Raw genomic sequence first — 15,324 nt, forward strand, 5'->3', positions numbered from 1 at the left:
AAACAAACCGATAGGATCGCCCCATGCGCCGTTCGAAAATCGTCTGTACTCTCGGCCCCGCGGTCGACTCCCACGAGATGCTCGTCGCCATGATCGAGGCGGGCATGAATGTGGCCCGGTTCAACTTCAGCCACGGCACCCACGCCGAGCACCAGGCGCGGTACGACCGCGTCCGGGCCGCGTCCAAGGAGACCGGCCGTCCCATCGGCGTCCTCGCCGACCTGCAGGGCCCGAAGATCCGCCTGGAGACCTTCGCCGAGGGTCCGGTCGAGCTGGAGCGCGGTGACGAGTTCGTCATCACGACCGAGGACGTGCCGGGTGACAAGCACATCTGCGGTACGACGTACAAGGGACTGCCCGGCGACGTCTCGCGCGGCGACCAGGTCCTGATCAACGACGGCAACGTCGAGCTGAAGGTCCTGGACGTCGAGGGCCCGCGGGTGAAGACGATCGTCATCGAGGGCGGTGTCGTCTCCGACCACAAGGGCATCAACCTGCCCGGCGCGGCCGTCAACGTGCCCGCGCTGAGCGAGAAGGACGTCGAGGACCTGCGCTTCGCCCTCCGCATGGGCTGCGACATGGTGGCGCTGTCCTTCGTCCGGGACGCCAAGGACGTCCAGGACGTGCACCGCGTCATGGACGAGGAGGGCCGCCGCGTCCCCGTCATCGCCAAGGTGGAGAAGCCGCAGGCGGTGGAGAACATGGAGGACGTCGTCGCGGCGTTCGACGCCGTGATGGTCGCCCGTGGTGACCTCGCCGTCGAGTACCCGCTCGAGAAGGTCCCCATGGTGCAGAAGCGCCTGATCGAGCTGTGCCGGCGCAACGCCAAGCCGGTGATCGTCGCGACCCAGATGATGGAGTCGATGATCACCAACTCGCGCCCGACCCGCGCCGAGGCCTCCGACGTCGCCAACGCGATCCTGGACGGCGCCGACGCGGTCATGCTGTCGGCCGAGTCCAGCGTGGGCGCCTACCCGGTCGAGACGGTCAAGACCATGTCGAAGATCGTCACCGCGGCCGAGCAGGAGCTGCTCTCCAAGGGCCTGCAGCCGCTGGTGCCGGGCAAGAAGCCGCGCACCCAGGGCGGTTCGGTGGCCCGCGCGGCCTGCGAGATCGCCGACTTCCTCGGCGGCCGGGGCCTGATCGCGTTCACCCAGTCCGGTGACACCGCGCGCCGCCTGTCCCGCTACCGGGCGACCCAGCCGATCATCGCCTTCACCACGGACGAGGGCACCCGCAACCAGCTGACCCTCAGCTGGGGCGTGGAGTCGCACATCGTGCCGTTCGTGAACACCACCGACGAGATGGTCGACCTGGTGGACCAGGAGATCGCCAAGCTGGGCCGCTTCGACACGGGCGACACCGTCATCATCACCGCCGGCTCGCCCCCCGGGGTCCCCGGCACCACCAACATGCTCCGCGTCCACCACCTGGGCAGCCAGAGCGGCTGACCCGCCCCGCACGGGCCTTGAACGGCACCGAGGGCGCCCCTGTCGACAGGGGGCGCCCTCGGTTTTGTGCGGCTCCCGAACCGGCTTGTGCGACCGCTCAGTCGGTCGTGTACACGTGCATGCCGGGCACGTGCAGGTTGCCGCCGAACTGCGCCGCCTGCGTCACCTTGACGTTGGTGAAGTAGATCAGCGGAATGTTCAGCGGGGGCGGGCTGTCGGGGCTGAAGGTCACCGGTATCAGCCCGAACAGGTTGCCCGAGATGCTCTCGGTGTACATCACCGTGTCGCCGCCGGTGATGGTGGACGTCGAGCCCTTGGCCGCCTGGACGTGGTAGGTCTTGTTCGCCTGCTTGTCGTTCACCGTCTGGTGCAGGTCGCCTATGTCGGTGCCGCCGGAGATGACGTACTTCAGCACCTTCTTGGTGGTGCCGTTGGCCGTCTTCACCTTGACGATGCCCTGGTAGTCGGCGCCCTTGAGGAGCAGGGAACTGGCGTTCAGGTACCAGGGGTCGTCCGCGACCGGCACCTTGTTGTCGACGCCGCCCTCGTCGTCCGTGGCCACCGGGCAGTCCTCGGCGGAGGCCGATTCGCTCGCGGACGGGCTCGGGGTGGCCGACGCGGTCGCGTCCCCGGCCGTCCCGGCGGCGTCCTCGCCGGTCTTGGAGACGGTGCCGGTGGTGTCCTTCACCGTGTCCTTGGCCGTGTCCTTGACCGTGTCGGTGGTCTTCTTCGCCGTGTCCTTCACGGTGTCGGAAGCCCCGGAGTCCTTGCCGCCGCCCGACGAGGTACCCGTCGAGGAGGTGTCCGCGGACGAGCTGTCCGCGGCCGACGACTGCGACGCGGACGGCGTCGGGGTCGCGGTCTGCGACGCCGTGCCGGAGTCCTTGCCGCCGCCGGTGAGGATGTCACCGACCGTGTCGCCGATGGTGTCCAGGACGTCCCCGCCGCCCTGGGTCGCCGTGGGCGTCGGCGTGGCCGTGTCACCGCCGGTGGCCGGACCCGAGCCGGACGAACCGGAGTCCGAGCCGCCGGAGCCGGACCCGGAGCCGGAGCCGGAGGTCGCGGTCGCGGTCGGCTTGGGCTCGGCCGTGTCACCGCCGGAACCCGGCTCATGGGTGGAGGTCTTGCCCGACTCCTGCGTCGTGCCGCTCTCGGCGGTCTTGGACGGCGACGGCGAGGCCGTGGTGCTCTGCGACGCGGACGGCGACGGCGAGGCCGAGGGGTTCTTGTCGTCGCCCAGCGCCTTGACGCAGTCCTTGTACTCGTCGGCCGTCAGGCTCTTCGCCGACGTCGACGGGGACGGGCTGCCGTTGTTGTCGGCGAGGGCGAGCGTGGAGGTGAAGCCCATGCCCATGAGCACCGCCGTGGGCATCGCCACGGAGGCTATGGCCTTGCCGGCCGGCATGTGGAACCTGGTGAACAGGGGCTTCCTGGGGGCCGCGTGGCGGGGCCCGGTTCTCGCGCGGGACCCGTCCACGTCGGTCCCGCGGGTCACCTCGTCAGCCGGCACTGTGCCTCCCGTTCGCCCCGTTGGCCGGGTTCGTTTCTGACAGGTCGTTCGGCTTGTCCAGTCCGTACACGCGCTGCTCCGGCCGGGGCGCGTCGACGGGGGAACCACCGGGGTCCGGTGCGGGGGCCGGCGACTGCGGCTGCGCAGGCGCGCCCGGTGACCAGGCCACGGCCATCGCCCCGCCGGTCAGCGCGCACAGGAAGCCGACGATGAAGCCGCCGATGTTGGACAGCGGAATGGACACCAGCGCCAGCAGGATCGCCGCGACGCCCCCGAAGACCCGGATGTGCTGCTGGAACCAGAGGATGATCCCGAGGACGAAGAGCAGCCCACCGATGATCAGGGAACTGGAGCCGCCGGGGGTCCCCATCGTCATCGTGAGGTGACCGAGCTGCAGGTGTGCGTACGGGAAGTACAGGATGAGAAAGCCGCCGAGCATGACGAACAGGCCGGCCCAGAACGGACGTGTGCCCCGCCAGGCGCGGAACTGCTGCCTCCGGCGGGTGAACTGGCCGGGCTCGGCGGCAGGGGTCTCGGCGCTCATGGAAAACAGCTCCCTGGTGCGGCGTTGCTGTGGTGGTGATGTGTGCCGCGTGTGAGAACGCGGCCGGAGTGGGGACGGGCGGGGGCGCCACCGGCTCCCCCGCCCGTCAGCGAGTGCTTAGTAGCACTCCTTGACACCCGTCGACAGCGACATCTTGAGGCCGCTGAGCTTGAAGGTGCCGGCGGTGGTCGCCCACGCCGTCTGCTTCACGTTCTTCAGCGTGGCCTTGTCGGCCTGCTGCGCGAACCCGAAGGGGTTGGCCTGCTCGCCGCCGCCCTTCATGCCCGGACCCTTGGAGGCGTCCTTGGCGGCCACGCCGATGTCGATGTTGTCGAACGTCGCGTCGGCGCTGAGGTCGGCAACGTCGATGTAGATGTTGTCGGCCTGGACCTTCTCGGCGCCCTCGCCACCGGCCCGCAGGATCAGGCTGACGTTGCCGAAGATCGGCACGTCGGGCGTGACCACGGACTGGCACAGGTTGGTGATCTCGGCGTGCTTGAACGCCGAGACGGCCACCGGGTGAGCCGTCTTCTTGCCGTCCATCGTGTAACCGCTGTCGATGGCGCCGTACTGCGAGAAGCCGGTACCGACCAGCTGGTCCGCCGACACCTTGAACGACTGGCCGGACACGCTGAACGACGCGGCGAGAGCGCCCTGCGCGAGGGCGACACCTATACACGCCGTGGCGGCCACGCTGGGCACCATGACCACAGCGAACCGCTTCCATCTGGTCCCGCCACGCACCTGGGACTCCATATTTCCTCCTTCTCGGACGTACATCTCCTGGCCCGGACTCGCCCCAATCGGCGGCTCAGCCGGGCAGGGATGGGAGAAGTGCTACGTCCTCGGAAAGGAGAGCGCCCGCGCTCGGCGGCGCGTACCGCGCCCGAATCACCGGCGATCACCCCCGAGCGACAACCACTGGTCGCGCCTGACACGCATCACGCACAACCTTGCTGGACAGGCTTCACCGGCCGGCGAAGACCCCCCTGCCCTAGACCCGGCGCCACTGCCGCCGGCTCTGCTCGGTGGGGACCCAGAGTCTCCCGTGACCCGACCGGGTGCCGGGGTACGGGAATGGACCGAGCGTCGCCGATCGTGGTGCATTCTCGGCCCGGGCACAAGGGGGTTCGTTACTGGCTAGTAACGGCCGGATAACCGGAGGACGACCGGCCGGTCTCGGAGCGCGACGCTCGGTGGTGGCGATGGGCAGAGCAAAGCCGTTGATCCCTGGACGAATCCAGACAGACCAACGGCCTCGATTTACTCGCAGTAACAGCGACCGCGATTGCCAAGATTTGGCAAAGTGCGGTCACCGTGACGCCTCGTCGGCGAACCTTTCACCCCGGCACCACATGCCGGGGCGTTTAGCGACTGGTCAGAACAGGGCGCGCGCGAGCGCGCGGCGCGCGCCCACCACGCGCGGGTCCTCCTGGCCCACGACCTCGAACAGCTCCAGCAGCCGGCGCCGTACCGCGTCCCGGTCGTCACCCGCCGTGCGCTGCACGGTCTCGATCAGCCGCCCGAAGGCGTCCTCGACGTGACCGCCCACCAGGTCCAGGTCGGCGGCGGCGATCTGCGCCTGGATGTCCTTCGGCTTCTCGGCGGCCTCCTGGCGCACCTTCTGCGGGTCCGCACCCTGCACCCGCTGGAGCAACTCGGCCTGCGCCAGGCCCAGCTTGGCCTCCGGGTGGCCCGGGTCGTCGGCCAGCACGTTCTTGTACGCCTGGACGGCCCCACCCAGGTCGCCGGCGTCCAGCGCCTGCGCGGCGGCGTTCAGCAGGGCCTCGTACGGCCCCTCCGGCGCCGCGGCCGGGGCGGCACCGCCCGGCTCGGCGTCCGGGTCGACGGTCAGGCCGGTCAGGCCGAAGCGCTGCTCGGCGACCTGCACCAGCTGGTCCAGGGTCTGCCGGATCTGCTGCTCGCCGGCCGCCCCCTGGAAGAGGGGCAGCGCCTGTCCGGCCACCACCGCGAAGACGGCCGGGATGCCCTGGATCCCGAACTGCTGCATCAGCATCTGGTTGGCGTCGACGTCGATCCTGGCGAGCAGGAAGCGCCCGTTGTACTCGACGGCCAGCCGCTCCAGGACCGGGCTCAGCTGCTTGCAGGGCTCGCACCACTCGGCCCAGAAGTCGATGACGACGGGGACTTCGGCGGAGCGTTGCAGGACGTCCCGCTCGAACCCTGCCTCATCGACGTCGATGACGAGATCGGCCGGGGAGACGGCTCCCGTCCCGCCCTGCCGGGCGGCTTCGGCGCGCGCCTGCTCGGCCTTGGCCTTGGCCTCTTGGGCCGCCTTCACCGCGGCGAGGTCGACGACACCGCTCATGGACATGTTCCGTGGCTGCATGCGTCTATCCTCCCCCGATCCCGCGCCTGAGTGAAAAAGCGATGTGCGGCGCCGGGTCCCCACCCCACGCCTCGGTCGTCGCCCGTGTACGTCCCTCACGAGCTTTCGCTACGACTCGTAGCGTAATGCCATGAGGGCACCCCGCGACACCACACCCCGGTGATCTCCCTCACGACCGCACAGATCCCGCCGGTTATGGTCGTGGCATGCAGAGCCGCACTCCCGCCAGCCGTACCGGACGCCCGCGCAGCGCCGCCGCGGACACCGCGATCCTGGCCGCGACGCGGGAGGCTCTGGTCGAGCTCGGCTGGTCCAAGCTCACCCTGGGAGACGTCGCCACCCGGGCCGGGGTTGCGAAAACCACGCTCTACCGCCGCTGGGCCGGGAAGAACGAGCTGGTCGTGGACGCCGTCGCGGAACTCTTCGACGAGCTGGAACTGCCCGACCGGGGCAGCCTCGCGGCCGACATCGAGGGCGTCGTGCTCCAGTTCGCCGCGATCCTGGCCCGGCCGGAGGCCAAGAGTGGCCTGATGGCGGTGGTCGCCGAGGCCACCCGCGACGACGCCCTGCGCGAACGCATCCGCGCCTCCATCGTGGACCGCCAGATGCGCCTGGTCCTGGAGGGCCGCGCCCGGGCCCAGCAGCGGGGCGAACTCCCGCCGGAGCCGGACCCGGGCGAGTCCGCCCGCACGGTGGACCTCATCTTCGACGTGGTCGCGGGCGCGGTGGTCCACCGCACCCTGGTCAGCGGCAAACCGGCGGACGAGAACTGGGTCCGCAGCTTCACCCGGGTACTGCTACAGGGCCTGACCTCCCAGCCGGCCGAGGGCGCCTAGAAGCCGGGGGGCTCGGTGTACACCCCCCACTCGTCCCGCAGCACCCCGCAGATCTCGCCCAGCGTCGCCTCGGCCCGCACGGCCTCCAGCATCGGCTCGATCATGTTGGCCCCCGACCGGGCAGCGGCCAGCATCCCGTCCAGCGCCCCCCGCACCGCCGCCTCGTCCCGCGCCGCCTTGCGCTCGGCGAGCACCCGCACCTGCTCCCGCTCCACCTCGTGGCTGACCCGCAGGATCTCGAGGTCGCCGGTGACGGAGCCGGTGTGGACGTTGACGCCGACGACCCTCTTCTCGCCCTTCTCCAGCGCCTGCTGGTACCGGAACGCGGACTCCGCGATCTCCCCGGTGAACCACCCGTCCTCGATCCCGCGCAGGATCCCGGACGTGATGGGCCCGATCGGGTGCCGCCCGTCCGGGTGAGCCCTGAGCCCCCGCTCCCTGATCTGCTCGAAGATCTTCTCCGCGTCCGCCTCGATCCGGTCCGTCAGCTGCTCGACGTACCACGAACCGCCCAGCGGATCGGCCACGTTGGCGACCCCGGTCTCCTCCATCAGCACCTGCTGGGTCCGCAGCGCGATCTCCGCGGCCTGCTCGCTGGGCAGCGCGAGGGTCTCATCCAGGGCGTTGGTGTGCAGCGAGTTGGTCCCGCCGAGCACGGCGGCCAGCGCCTCCACGGCCGTACGCACCACGTTGTTGTACGGCTGCTGGGCGGTCAGCGAGACACCCGCGGTCTGCGTGTGGAACCGCAGCCACTGCGCCTTGTCGCTCTTCGCCCCGTACACGTCCCGCATCCACCGGGCCCAGATGCGCCGGGCCGCGCGGAACTTGGCGATCTCCTCGAAGAAGTCGACGTGCGCGTCGAAGAAGAAGGAGAGCCCGGGCGCGAAGACGTCGACGTCGAGACCGCGGCTGAGCCCCAGCTCGACGTACCCGAACCCGTCCGCCAGCGTGTACGCCAGTTCCTGCGCGGCCGTGGCCCCCGCCTCCCGGATGTGGTACCCGGACACGGACAGCGGCTTGTACGCGGGGATGCCCGCCGCGCAGTGCTCCATCAGGTCGCCGATCAGCCGCAGATGGGGCTCCGGCTGGAAGAGCCACTCCTTCTGGGCGATGTACTCCTTGAAGATGTCGGTCTGCAGGGTTCCGTTGAGCACCCGCGGATCGACACCCTGGCGCTCGGCGGCGACCAGGTACATGCAGAAGACCGGCACGGCCGGCCCGCTGATGGTCATGGACGTCGTCACGTCCCCCAGCGGGATGTCCTTGAACAGCACCTCCATGTCGGCGGCCGAGTCGATGGCGACCCCGCAGTGCCCGACCTCGCCGAGCGAGCGCGGATCGTCGGAGTCGCGGCCCATGAGCGTCGGCATGTCGAAGGCGACCGACAGGCCCCCGCCGCCGGCGGCGAGGATCATCTTGTACCGCTCGTTGGTCTGCTCGGCGTTGCCGAAGCCGGCGAACTGGCGGATCGTCCAGGTCCGTCCGCGGTAGCCGGTCGGATGGAGCCCGCGCGTGAAGGGGTATTCCCCGGGCCAGCCGATCCGCTCGAATCCCTCGTACGTGTCGCCCGGTCGGGGCCCGTACACCGGCTCCACGGGATCGCCGGAGAGCGTGGTGAAGTCCGCGTCGCGCTTGCGCGCGGCGTCGTAGCGGGCCTGCCAGCGTCGGCGGCCCTCCTCGATGGCGTGAGCATCCATACCCACGAATTTACTAGGACGTCCTAGTAAATGTCGATGGCAGACCGCCGCACGGCATCCGTACGGCGGTGTCCGCTAGACCTTGGCGGCGGCCGGGGCCTCGTCGGCGACCCGGGCCTGGAACTCGCGGCTGATCTTCCGCTCCACGAAGAAGGCGGCGGTGGGGATCGTCCCCGCGAGCAGCACCCACAGCTGGCGTCCGACCGGCATCTTCGCCTTGGAGCCCAGGTCGAAGGCGAAGATCAGGTAGACGACGTACAGCCAGCCGTGCGCGATGGCGACGACCCGGGTGAAGTCGGCGGCACCGTCGACGTCGAGCCCGTACTTCGCGATCATGCTCAGGCACAGCAGCACCAGCAGCACACCGGTGGTGTAGGCCATGACGCGGTAGCGGGTCAGCACGCTTTTTTTCATGGAGTCGAGCGTAACCACCCGTTCCGGGAGATCTTGCCCCGGGTCACTGCTCGTCGAAGTCGTGTGCGGCGATCCGCAGCGGGCGGAGCATCGCGAAGATCTCCCGGCACTCCTCGGCGTCGTACACCCCGAGCCCGAAGTCCATGGCCATCAGGTCGCGGGTGGCCGCGTCGACCACCTCGCGGCCCTTGTCGGTGATGACGGCGAGGGTGCCGCGGCCGTCGTTGGGGTTGGGCCGCTTGGCGACCAGCCCGGACCTGACCAGCCGGTCCACGGTGTTCGTCACGGACGTGGGATGCACCATCAGCCGCTCGCCGATCTTGGACATCGGCAGCTCACCGGCCTTGGAAAAGGTGAGCAGCACCAGTGCCTCGTAGCGGGCGAACGTCAGCCCGTACGGCTTGACCACCGCGTCGACCTCGGCGAGCAGGATCTGCTGGGCCCGCATGATCGAGGTGATCGCGGCCATGGACGGCACGTTTCCCCAGCGCTGCTTCCAGAGCTCGTCGGCGCGGGCGATGGGGTCGAAGGGAAGGCTGAGAGGCTTCGGCACGTCTTCAGACCCTACCGGCCGGTCATATGGCGGTCAGCTCTGTCTCGGGTTTCGGTCACCGGACGTTCGCCATGGCCGCCCGCACCAGCACCGCCTGCACGGCCACCCAGGCCGGCGCCCTCGCCGGCCTGGGGACCGACCCCGGCGCCCGGACCCCCGCGCCCCTGGTACGCCTGCTGCCGCAACCGCGCCACGGTCCTGACCGCCCGCCGCTACGGCCACCGGGTGCTGTACGAACGGACACCCCTGGGGATGGCACTCACATCAGGAGCCTGAACCGGAGCCGGCCGAGCTAGGAGCCCCGCCCCCGCCGGCGCAGATGGAGCCGCACGGCCCGCTGGGCCACCGGCCCCAGGGACTCCACCGCACTCACCAACGCCCCCAGTTGCTCGAGCGCGTCCAACGCCGCGCCCGCCCCCGCCTCGTCCACGCCCTCGTACAACTCGATCCCCACGAACGCCGCCGCCACGGCCCGCGCCAGCCCCACCGGATCGGCGAACTCCCCGAGCGGCGTCGCCGCCAGCACCCGCCGCAGCACCTGCTCGATCTCGGTGATCCACAGCTGGAGACCGGCGGCCGTGGCCGGCCCGAGGGCGGGGTGGGCCGGGGCCCCGGCCAGCAGCTGCCCGAGCAGCGCCACGTGGCCACCGGCCCGCTCGTGCTCGTGGATCTCCCGCCCGACGGCGAGGAGTTCGGACAGCGAGCCCACCGCGGCGAGCCGCTCCCGGTACCGGCCCACGGCCTTCTCCGCGCCGTACCGGCAGGCCGCGGCGAGCAGTTCGTCCACCGATCCGAAGTGGTAGAAGACGAGCGCCTGGTTGACGCCGGCCGCCGCCGCCACCGTACGGGCCGACGTCTTGGCGATGCCCTGTTCGGTGAGCGTCCGCAGGGCGCCCTCCAGCAGCTTCGTCTTGGTCTCCTGCGACTTCGCCGTCTCGGGGCTCATGCGCGCGCCTCCTCCCGCACCGGCCGCAGTCCCGGCCGCACACCCCGCGCGCGGACGTCGGTGTACGACGCGGTGAAGGAGCCCTCGTAGCCGAAGAGCGGCCCGAACCAGCGGTTCACCACGCGCACGCGGATGCGGAAGCGGCCGGCCGTGTCGTCGTACGACTCCCGTACCTCGGCCGTGGCGCCGACGAGTTCGGGGACCCGGACGTCCACCGGCCCCTCCCGGAAGCGGTGTTCGCCGGAGCGGATCAGCAGGGAGCCGTCGGGCTCGGCGTGGAAGTGCAGCTCGCTGGCGAGGTGCTGGTGGGTGCCGAGGTAGTCGAGTACGCGGTCGCCCCGGGGGTCGAGCACCATCTGCGCGTCGAAGCGGCGGGCTCGGCCGGGGAGGTCGAAGGTACGCACGAAGCTCACCGTCTCACGGCCGAAGGTGTCGGCGTACGGCACGTTCTCGATCACGAACGGGATGTTCCGGCCGACGCGCGGGACGAGGATGTTGCGGGTGGCGCCGAGGACGAGGAAGGGCCTGACGAACGCCGGTCCGTGCCAGATCCGGTCCATCACACCCCGGCCGGTGCACGCCTCGCCGCCGGCCAGACCCACCGAGAAGCGGCGCCGCAGGGCCGGGTGGAGGCGGTGGAAGTCCGGGCCCATCGCGGTCTCGAAGATCGACGTCATCCGTGCTTCTCCAGGGTCTTCAGCAGCCGGGGCGCGCGGGTGAGGGTGGCGGGGGCGCGCCGGCAGCGGCGGGCGGCCGGGGTTGCGGCGAGGGGTGCCTTGAACAGGGCGAGGAAGATGCCGAGCACGAGCAGCAGCGGGCACAGGTAGGCCATCGAGTCCGCGAGGGGGGCCGGGCCGGGGAGCGAGCCCCGGCCGAGCGCGGTCAGGCACAGGGCGAGCAGGAGCGCGCGGGCGGTCAGTTCGGCCAGCCAGTTGGCCAGGGCCCGCTCGGGGGTGATGCCCCGCTCCAGCCAGAGCCGGAGCCGGTCGAAGGACCAGGCGGTCGCCCAGCCCATGAGGGGGCGGAACAGCAGGCGGTCGGTGAGGGCGCCGAAGGCTCCCCAGCGGGGGCGGTAGTCGTAGCCGGTGAGGAAGCGGACGCCGTGGGCGTCGGGGACGTAGCGCCAGTAGCCGCTGCCCTCGGCGATCAGGGAGAGGGGGTGCGGGGAGGCGAAGCGCAGGGCGGAGGTGCGGGTGCCGTCGGGGCGTTCCTTCTCGCCGGCGGCGACGCCGGTACCGGAGACGGTGAGGAACGGCAGTACCCGGGTGGCGTAACGGAACCGCTGCGGTTCGCCCTCCGCGCGCGGGAGGTGGTGGATCTCGGTGAAGCGCAGGTCCCAGCGCTGGTGCCGGGCCGGGTCCTGGGTGCGGTCCCATAGCTCGCCGAGATCGGCGCGGATGTGCGTCTCTATGTAGAGACCCATGTGTTCCCCCACGTGGGCACGGCGTTTGAGCGACTGCTCAAATCATCTGGCAGCGAACCTACACCCTCTTTGAGCGATCGCTCAAACAGCGGGGACGGGAAAACCCCGGCCCAGAGGACCGGGGTTCGGGCTGCCGGGGCGGGCCGGCTACTGCGCGAGGTGCCGTTCGACGGTCTCGACCTTGGAGGTGAGTCCGTCCGTCACCCCGGGCCGGATGTCCGCCTTGAGGACGAGCGACACGCGCGGGGCGCGCGCCTCCACGGCGGCGACGGCCCGCTTGACGACGTCCATGACCTCGTCCCACTCCCCCTCGATCGAGGTGAACATGGCGTCGGTGCGGTTGGGCAGGCCCGATTCGCGGACCACGCGCACGGCGTCGGCGACGTACTCCCCCACGTCCTCGCCGACTCCGAGGGGCGTCACGGAGAAGGCGACGATCATGCGTTCACGACCCCTTCCTGGCGGGCCCGGGCGGCGATGACGGCGTCCTCGGCCTCGCGGCGCAGCTTGCGCTCGGCGAAGAAGCCGCCGGTGGGCAGCACCGAGAGGACGAAGTAGAGGGCCGCCGTCCGCAGCGGCCACTTGGTGCGGTTCCACGCATCCGCCCAGAAGATCACGTACAGGACGAACAGGACGCCGTGGATCGCGCCCATCACGGGGACCGCGTTGAAGTCCGTGGTCCGCTTCAGCACCGAGCAGAGGAGCAGGATCAGGAAGGACACGGCCTCCGGGGCCGAGACCAGGCGGAGACGGCGGAGGGAGGTGGCGGTCTTGATGTCCACGGGTCACCTTCGGTGGGAGTAATCGTTTGTGAACGCACGCACAAGCGTTCCCCCATTGTGGCAAACGGCGCCCTTAAGGGTCCGCTCAGGGTGGGTCTCCACCCATGGGCCCTGTTCCGTCCACCCGCCCGGCCGCTACTTTCGCAGCGTGGCGATGTTCCGGCTCCAGGGGAGCAAGGTCCTTGCCGTCGACATGACCGGGGACGCCGTCAAGGCGAAGAACGGCTCGATGGTCGCGTACGACGGGCAGATGGCCTTCAAGAAGCTGAGCGGTGGCGGCGAGGGGCTGCGCGGGATGGTGACCCGGCGGCTCACCGGTGAGCAGATGACGGTGATGGAGGTGAGAGGGCACGGGACCTGCTGGTTCGCGGACCGGGCGTCCGAGATCAACCTGGTGAGCCTCCAGGGGGACAAGCTCTACGTCGAGGCGGGCAACCTGCTGGCCACGGACGCGGGGCTCAGAACGGGCACGACGTTCACGGGGCTGCGCGGGGCCTCGCAGGGCAACGGCCTGTTCACGACGACCGTGGAGGGCCACGGCCAGGCGGCCATCGTCTCGGACGGTCCGGCGGTCGTGCTCCGGGTCAGCCCGCAGTATCCGCTGATCGTCGATCCGGGCGCCTATGTGGCCCATCAGGGCAACGTCCGGCAGTCCTTCCAGTCCGGTGTGACGTTCCGCACGCTCCTCGGGGAGGGCGGCGGCGAGGCCTTCCAGATCCGCTTCGAGGGCGACGGCCTGGTGTACGTGCAGCCGAGCGAGCGGAACACGATCGCGGGGGACCTGTGACATGACCTTCCGAGAGATCAACTCCAAGATGGTCGAGGCGACGGTGGCACCGGGGCAGCGGCTGTTCAGCCAGCGCGGGGCGATGCTCGCCTACAAGGGGGAGGTGTCCTTCACCCCCAACGTCCAGGGCGGCCAGGGCGGCCTGATGTCCATGATCGGGCGCCGGGTGGCCGGCGAGGCGACCCCGCTGATGACCGTGGAGGGCAGCGGCACGGTCTTCTTCGGGCACGGCGGCCACCACGTCCATGTGATCACCCTCTCCGGCGACACGCTCTACGTCGAGGCCGACCGGCTGCTCGCCTTCGAGGGCACGCTGCGCCAGGGCACGGTGTTCATGGGCTCCCAGGGCGGGGTCATGGGCATGGTGCGGGGCCAGGTCACGGGCCAGGGCCTGTTCACGACGACCCTCCAGGGACAGGGCGCGGTGGCCGTGATGGCGCACGGCGGCGTCTTCGAGATCCCGATCACACCGCAGCGCCCGGTCCACGTCGACCCCCAGGCCTACGTCGCCCACCACGGCGACGTCCGCAACAAGCTGTCCACCGCGCTCGGCTGGCGCGACATGGTGGGCCGGGGCTCCGGTGAGGCCTTCCAGCTGGAGCTGAGCGGCAACGGCACGGTCTACGTCCAGGCGTCGGAGGAGAAGCTGTGAACACCTACGGAACGCCGGGCGCCGGACCGGTGGTGTACGACCCGGTGACGCTGCCCGTCGACGACAACGTGAACAAGTACACCTTCTGCGTCGAGCTCAAGAGCGGGCAGTGGTTCCTGCAGAAGGGGAAGATGATCGCCTACTACGGGGCGATCGAGTTCAACGGCATCGGGCACGGGCGACTCGACCGACTTGTCCGTACCTCGTTCCATTCGCCACTGCACGCGAGCGACTGGGTCGTGGCGGAGGGCTCCGGCAAGATGCTGCTGGCCGACCGGGCCTTCGACGTCAACTCCTACGACCTGGACGACGGGAACTTGACCATTCGCGCGGGCAATCTGCTCGCTTTTCAGCCAAGTCTCGCGCTCAAGCAATCGATCGTGCCGGGTTTTCTGACCCTTATCGGAACCGGAAAGTTTGTGGCCGCATCTAACGGGCCGGTGGTGTTCATGGAACCTCCGATCCGGGTCGACCCTCAGGCGCTCGTCGGGTGGGCCGACTGCCCGTCCCCGTGCCATCACTACGACCACGGGTACATGGCGGGTGTACTGGGCGGACTACGTGCAGTGACGGGCCTCGGCGGGGTCTCCGGGGAGGAGCACCAGTTCGAGTTCGTGGGCGCCGGGACGGTCCTGCTGCAGTCGACGGAGACCCTGATGGCCGATGCGGCCACGGGGGCGGTTCCGCCCGAACCGGGGGTCCCCGGAGGTGGCGGAACGGCACCGGGTGGACACGGTCCGCAATCGTCGGGCGTACCGCGCCTTCCCGGACAGCTGGGGGACCTCCAGCGTCGCTTCGGGCTGTGAGCGGTAGTCTGCGGAGTGTGACGTCGAACGCGTGCGCACTGTCACACCACCCGAAGTAGTTCGTCATTCAACTTCTTAGGTAGACTTCATTCATGGAGACCGAGACGGCCACGCGCTGGCTGACCGATGCGGAGCAGTGCGCTTGGCGCACCCACCTGGAGGTCAACAGGCTGTTGACGTACCAGCTCGAAAAGGATCTGCAGCCGTTCGGCCTGACAATGAACGACTACGAGATCCTGGTGAACCTGTCCGAGTCGGACGACGTGCGGATGCGGATGAGCGACCTCGCCTCCGCGACCCTGCAGTCCAAGAGCCGGCTCTCGCACCAGATCACGCGGATGGAGAACGCGAATCTGGTGCGCCGTGAAAACTGCGAGTCGGACCGGCGGGGGCTGTACGCCGTGCTCACGGAGCACGGCATGGAGACGATGAAGAAGGTCGCGCCGCACCATGTGGCATCGGTGCGGCGGCATTTCATCGATTTGTTGTCGCCGGATGCGCTGATGGAGCTGGACAAGGCGCTCAAGCCGATCGCCGAGCACCTGAGGGGGCAGCGGGGGCGCCCCTGAGCCT

Annotated in this window: 18 protein-coding genes; 6 read left to right on the forward strand and 12 right to left on the reverse strand. The window is 70.0% G+C overall.

All coding sequences use genetic code 11. From position 1 onward, the window contains the following. The first annotated feature begins 23 nt into the window (after positions 1-23). A complete protein-coding gene (gene pyk, locus ACIP4Y_RS28160; RefSeq protein WP_401398523.1) occupies positions 24-1,451 on the forward strand; it encodes a pyruvate kinase in 1,428 nt (475 codons plus the stop codon). Between the two features lie 97 nt (positions 1,452-1,548). On the opposite strand, the gene ACIP4Y_RS28165 is transcribed toward pyk, so the two are convergent. From ACIP4Y_RS28165 to ACIP4Y_RS28180, 4 genes are all read right to left on the reverse strand, one after another. Continuing rightward, positions 1,549-2,961 (reverse strand): hypothetical protein, encoded by a 1,413-nt coding sequence (locus ACIP4Y_RS28165; protein WP_401398525.1) that lies wholly within the window; start codon positions 2,959-2,961, stop codon positions 1,549-1,551. Beyond that, the gene (locus ACIP4Y_RS28170; RefSeq protein ID WP_401398527.1) at positions 2,951-3,505 is read right to left on the reverse strand and encodes a DUF6114 domain-containing protein; all 555 of its coding nucleotides are present in this window, start codon (positions 3,503-3,505) and stop codon (positions 2,951-2,953) included. Before ACIP4Y_RS28170 ends, ACIP4Y_RS28165 begins: the two co-directional genes overlap by 11 nt. A gap of 117 nt (positions 3,506-3,622) precedes the next feature. After that, positions 3,623-4,261 (reverse strand): DUF6230 family protein, encoded by a 639-nt coding sequence (locus tag ACIP4Y_RS28175; RefSeq protein WP_208034478.1) that lies wholly within the window; start codon positions 4,259-4,261, stop codon positions 3,623-3,625. Between the two features lie 622 nt (positions 4,262-4,883). Further along, positions 4,884-5,855 carry a tetratricopeptide repeat protein gene (locus ACIP4Y_RS28180; protein WP_401398529.1) on the reverse strand — a complete coding sequence of 324 codons (972 nt, stop codon included), beginning with the start codon at positions 5,853-5,855 and terminating at the stop codon, positions 4,884-4,886. Between the two features lie 206 nt (positions 5,856-6,061). Here ACIP4Y_RS28180 and ACIP4Y_RS28185 point away from each other — a divergent pair, with 206 nt between their 5' ends. Continuing rightward, positions 6,062-6,691 (forward strand): TetR/AcrR family transcriptional regulator, encoded by a 630-nt coding sequence (locus ACIP4Y_RS28185; protein WP_358640047.1) that lies wholly within the window; start codon positions 6,062-6,064, stop codon positions 6,689-6,691. Here the strand turns inward: ACIP4Y_RS28185 and ACIP4Y_RS28190 are convergent. The 8 genes from ACIP4Y_RS28190 to ACIP4Y_RS28225 all read right to left on the reverse strand — a co-directional run bounded on the left by ACIP4Y_RS28190 (position 6,688) and on the right by ACIP4Y_RS28225 (position 12,506). After that, positions 6,688-8,388, reverse strand: coding sequence for a methylmalonyl-CoA mutase family protein (locus tag ACIP4Y_RS28190; RefSeq protein WP_358640049.1), 1,701 nt, complete (start codon positions 8,386-8,388; stop codon positions 6,688-6,690). The genes ACIP4Y_RS28185 and ACIP4Y_RS28190 overlap by 4 nt on opposite strands. A gap of 75 nt (positions 8,389-8,463) precedes the next feature. After that, on the reverse strand, positions 8,464-8,802 hold the full coding sequence (locus tag ACIP4Y_RS28195) for a DUF3817 domain-containing protein (RefSeq protein ID WP_358640050.1): 339 nt from the start codon (positions 8,800-8,802) through the stop codon (positions 8,464-8,466). Positions 8,803-8,845: 43 nt separating this feature from the next. Next, the gene (locus tag ACIP4Y_RS28200; RefSeq protein ID WP_358640051.1) at positions 8,846-9,355 is read right to left on the reverse strand and encodes a MarR family transcriptional regulator; all 510 of its coding nucleotides are present in this window, start codon (positions 9,353-9,355) and stop codon (positions 8,846-8,848) included. 292 nt (positions 9,356-9,647) lie between these two features. After that, positions 9,648-10,301: a TetR/AcrR family transcriptional regulator gene (locus ACIP4Y_RS28205; RefSeq protein ID WP_358640052.1), complete on the reverse strand. Its 654-nt coding sequence runs from the start codon at positions 10,299-10,301 to the stop codon at positions 9,648-9,650. Next, positions 10,298-10,978, reverse strand: a complete 681-nt coding sequence (locus ACIP4Y_RS28210) for a DUF4166 domain-containing protein (RefSeq protein ID WP_401398532.1) — start codon at positions 10,976-10,978, stop codon at positions 10,298-10,300. Before ACIP4Y_RS28210 ends, ACIP4Y_RS28205 begins: the two co-directional genes overlap by 4 nt. Then, the gene (locus tag ACIP4Y_RS28215) at positions 10,975-11,724 is read right to left on the reverse strand and encodes a hypothetical protein (protein ID WP_401398534.1); all 750 of its coding nucleotides are present in this window, start codon (positions 11,722-11,724) and stop codon (positions 10,975-10,977) included. Before ACIP4Y_RS28215 ends, ACIP4Y_RS28210 begins: the two co-directional genes overlap by 4 nt. A gap of 147 nt (positions 11,725-11,871) precedes the next feature. Then, on the reverse strand, positions 11,872-12,165 hold the full coding sequence (locus ACIP4Y_RS28220) for an MTH1187 family thiamine-binding protein (RefSeq protein ID WP_014675047.1): 294 nt from the start codon (positions 12,163-12,165) through the stop codon (positions 11,872-11,874). Continuing rightward, positions 12,162-12,506 carry a DUF3817 domain-containing protein gene (locus tag ACIP4Y_RS28225; RefSeq protein ID WP_358640057.1) on the reverse strand — a complete coding sequence of 115 codons (345 nt, stop codon included), beginning with the start codon at positions 12,504-12,506 and terminating at the stop codon, positions 12,162-12,164. The genes ACIP4Y_RS28220 and ACIP4Y_RS28225 overlap by 4 nt, the downstream gene beginning before the upstream one ends. A 154-nt stretch (positions 12,507-12,660) precedes the next feature. Here ACIP4Y_RS28225 and ACIP4Y_RS28230 point away from each other — a divergent pair, with 154 nt between their 5' ends. From ACIP4Y_RS28230 to ACIP4Y_RS28245, 4 genes are all read left to right on the forward strand, one after another. Then, complete coding sequence (locus ACIP4Y_RS28230) at positions 12,661-13,293, forward strand: AIM24 family protein (RefSeq protein ID WP_401398739.1); 633 nt, start codon at positions 12,661-12,663, stop codon at positions 13,291-13,293. 1 nt (position 13,294) lies between these two features. Continuing rightward, positions 13,295-13,945 carry an AIM24 family protein gene (locus ACIP4Y_RS28235; protein ID WP_401398537.1) on the forward strand — a complete coding sequence of 217 codons (651 nt, stop codon included), beginning with the start codon at positions 13,295-13,297 and terminating at the stop codon, positions 13,943-13,945. After that, positions 13,942-14,751: an AIM24 family protein gene (locus ACIP4Y_RS28240; RefSeq protein WP_401398539.1), complete on the forward strand. Its 810-nt coding sequence runs from the start codon at positions 13,942-13,944 to the stop codon at positions 14,749-14,751. The genes ACIP4Y_RS28235 and ACIP4Y_RS28240 overlap by 4 nt, the downstream gene beginning before the upstream one ends. Positions 14,752-14,843: 92 nt before the next feature. Further along, positions 14,844-15,320, forward strand: coding sequence for a MarR family winged helix-turn-helix transcriptional regulator (locus ACIP4Y_RS28245; protein ID WP_030339333.1), 477 nt, complete (start codon positions 14,844-14,846; stop codon positions 15,318-15,320). The last annotated feature ends 4 nt before the right edge of the window (positions 15,321-15,324 follow it).

Source organism: Streptomyces sp. NPDC088810 (genome assembly GCF_044750305.1).
Lineage (GTDB): Bacteria > Actinomycetota > Actinomycetes > Streptomycetales > Streptomycetaceae > Streptomyces.

Excerpts from the sequence above, each read along its gene's own strand:
- ACIP4Y_RS28215 (WP_401398534.1), bottom strand. The coding sequence starts at position 11,724 with ATGGGTCTCTACATAGAGACGCACATCCGCGCCGATCTCGGCGAGCTA.
- ACIP4Y_RS28185 (WP_358640047.1), top strand. The coding sequence starts at position 6,062 with ATGCAGAGCCGCACTCCCGCCAGCCGTACCGGACGCCCGCGCAGCGCC.
- ACIP4Y_RS28195 (WP_358640050.1), bottom strand. The coding sequence starts at position 8,802 with ATGAAAAAAAGCGTGCTGACCCGCTACCGCGTCATGGCCTACACCACC.
- ACIP4Y_RS28235 (WP_401398537.1), top strand. The coding sequence starts at position 13,295 with ATGACCTTCCGAGAGATCAACTCCAAGATGGTCGAGGCGACGGTGGCA.
- ACIP4Y_RS28175 (WP_208034478.1), bottom strand. The coding sequence starts at position 4,261 with ATGGAGTCCCAGGTGCGTGGCGGGACCAGATGGAAGCGGTTCGCTGTG.
- ACIP4Y_RS28245 (WP_030339333.1), top strand. The coding sequence starts at position 14,844 with ATGGAGACCGAGACGGCCACGCGCTGGCTGACCGATGCGGAGCAGTGC.
- ACIP4Y_RS28220 (WP_014675047.1), bottom strand. The coding sequence starts at position 12,165 with ATGATCGTCGCCTTCTCCGTGACGCCCCTCGGAGTCGGCGAGGACGTG.
- ACIP4Y_RS28210 (WP_401398532.1), bottom strand. The coding sequence starts at position 10,978 with ATGACGTCGATCTTCGAGACCGCGATGGGCCCGGACTTCCACCGCCTC.
- pyk (WP_401398523.1), top strand. The coding sequence starts at position 24 with ATGCGCCGTTCGAAAATCGTCTGTACTCTCGGCCCCGCGGTCGACTCC.
- ACIP4Y_RS28170 (WP_401398527.1), bottom strand. The coding sequence starts at position 3,505 with ATGAGCGCCGAGACCCCTGCCGCCGAGCCCGGCCAGTTCACCCGCCGG.
- ACIP4Y_RS28205 (WP_358640052.1), bottom strand. The coding sequence starts at position 10,301 with ATGAGCCCCGAGACGGCGAAGTCGCAGGAGACCAAGACGAAGCTGCTG.
- ACIP4Y_RS28230 (WP_401398739.1), top strand. The coding sequence starts at position 12,661 with ATGTTCCGGCTCCAGGGGAGCAAGGTCCTTGCCGTCGACATGACCGGG.
- ACIP4Y_RS28190 (WP_358640049.1), bottom strand. The coding sequence starts at position 8,388 with ATGGATGCTCACGCCATCGAGGAGGGCCGCCGACGCTGGCAGGCCCGC.
- ACIP4Y_RS28180 (WP_401398529.1), bottom strand. The coding sequence starts at position 5,855 with ATGCAGCCACGGAACATGTCCATGAGCGGTGTCGTCGACCTCGCCGCG.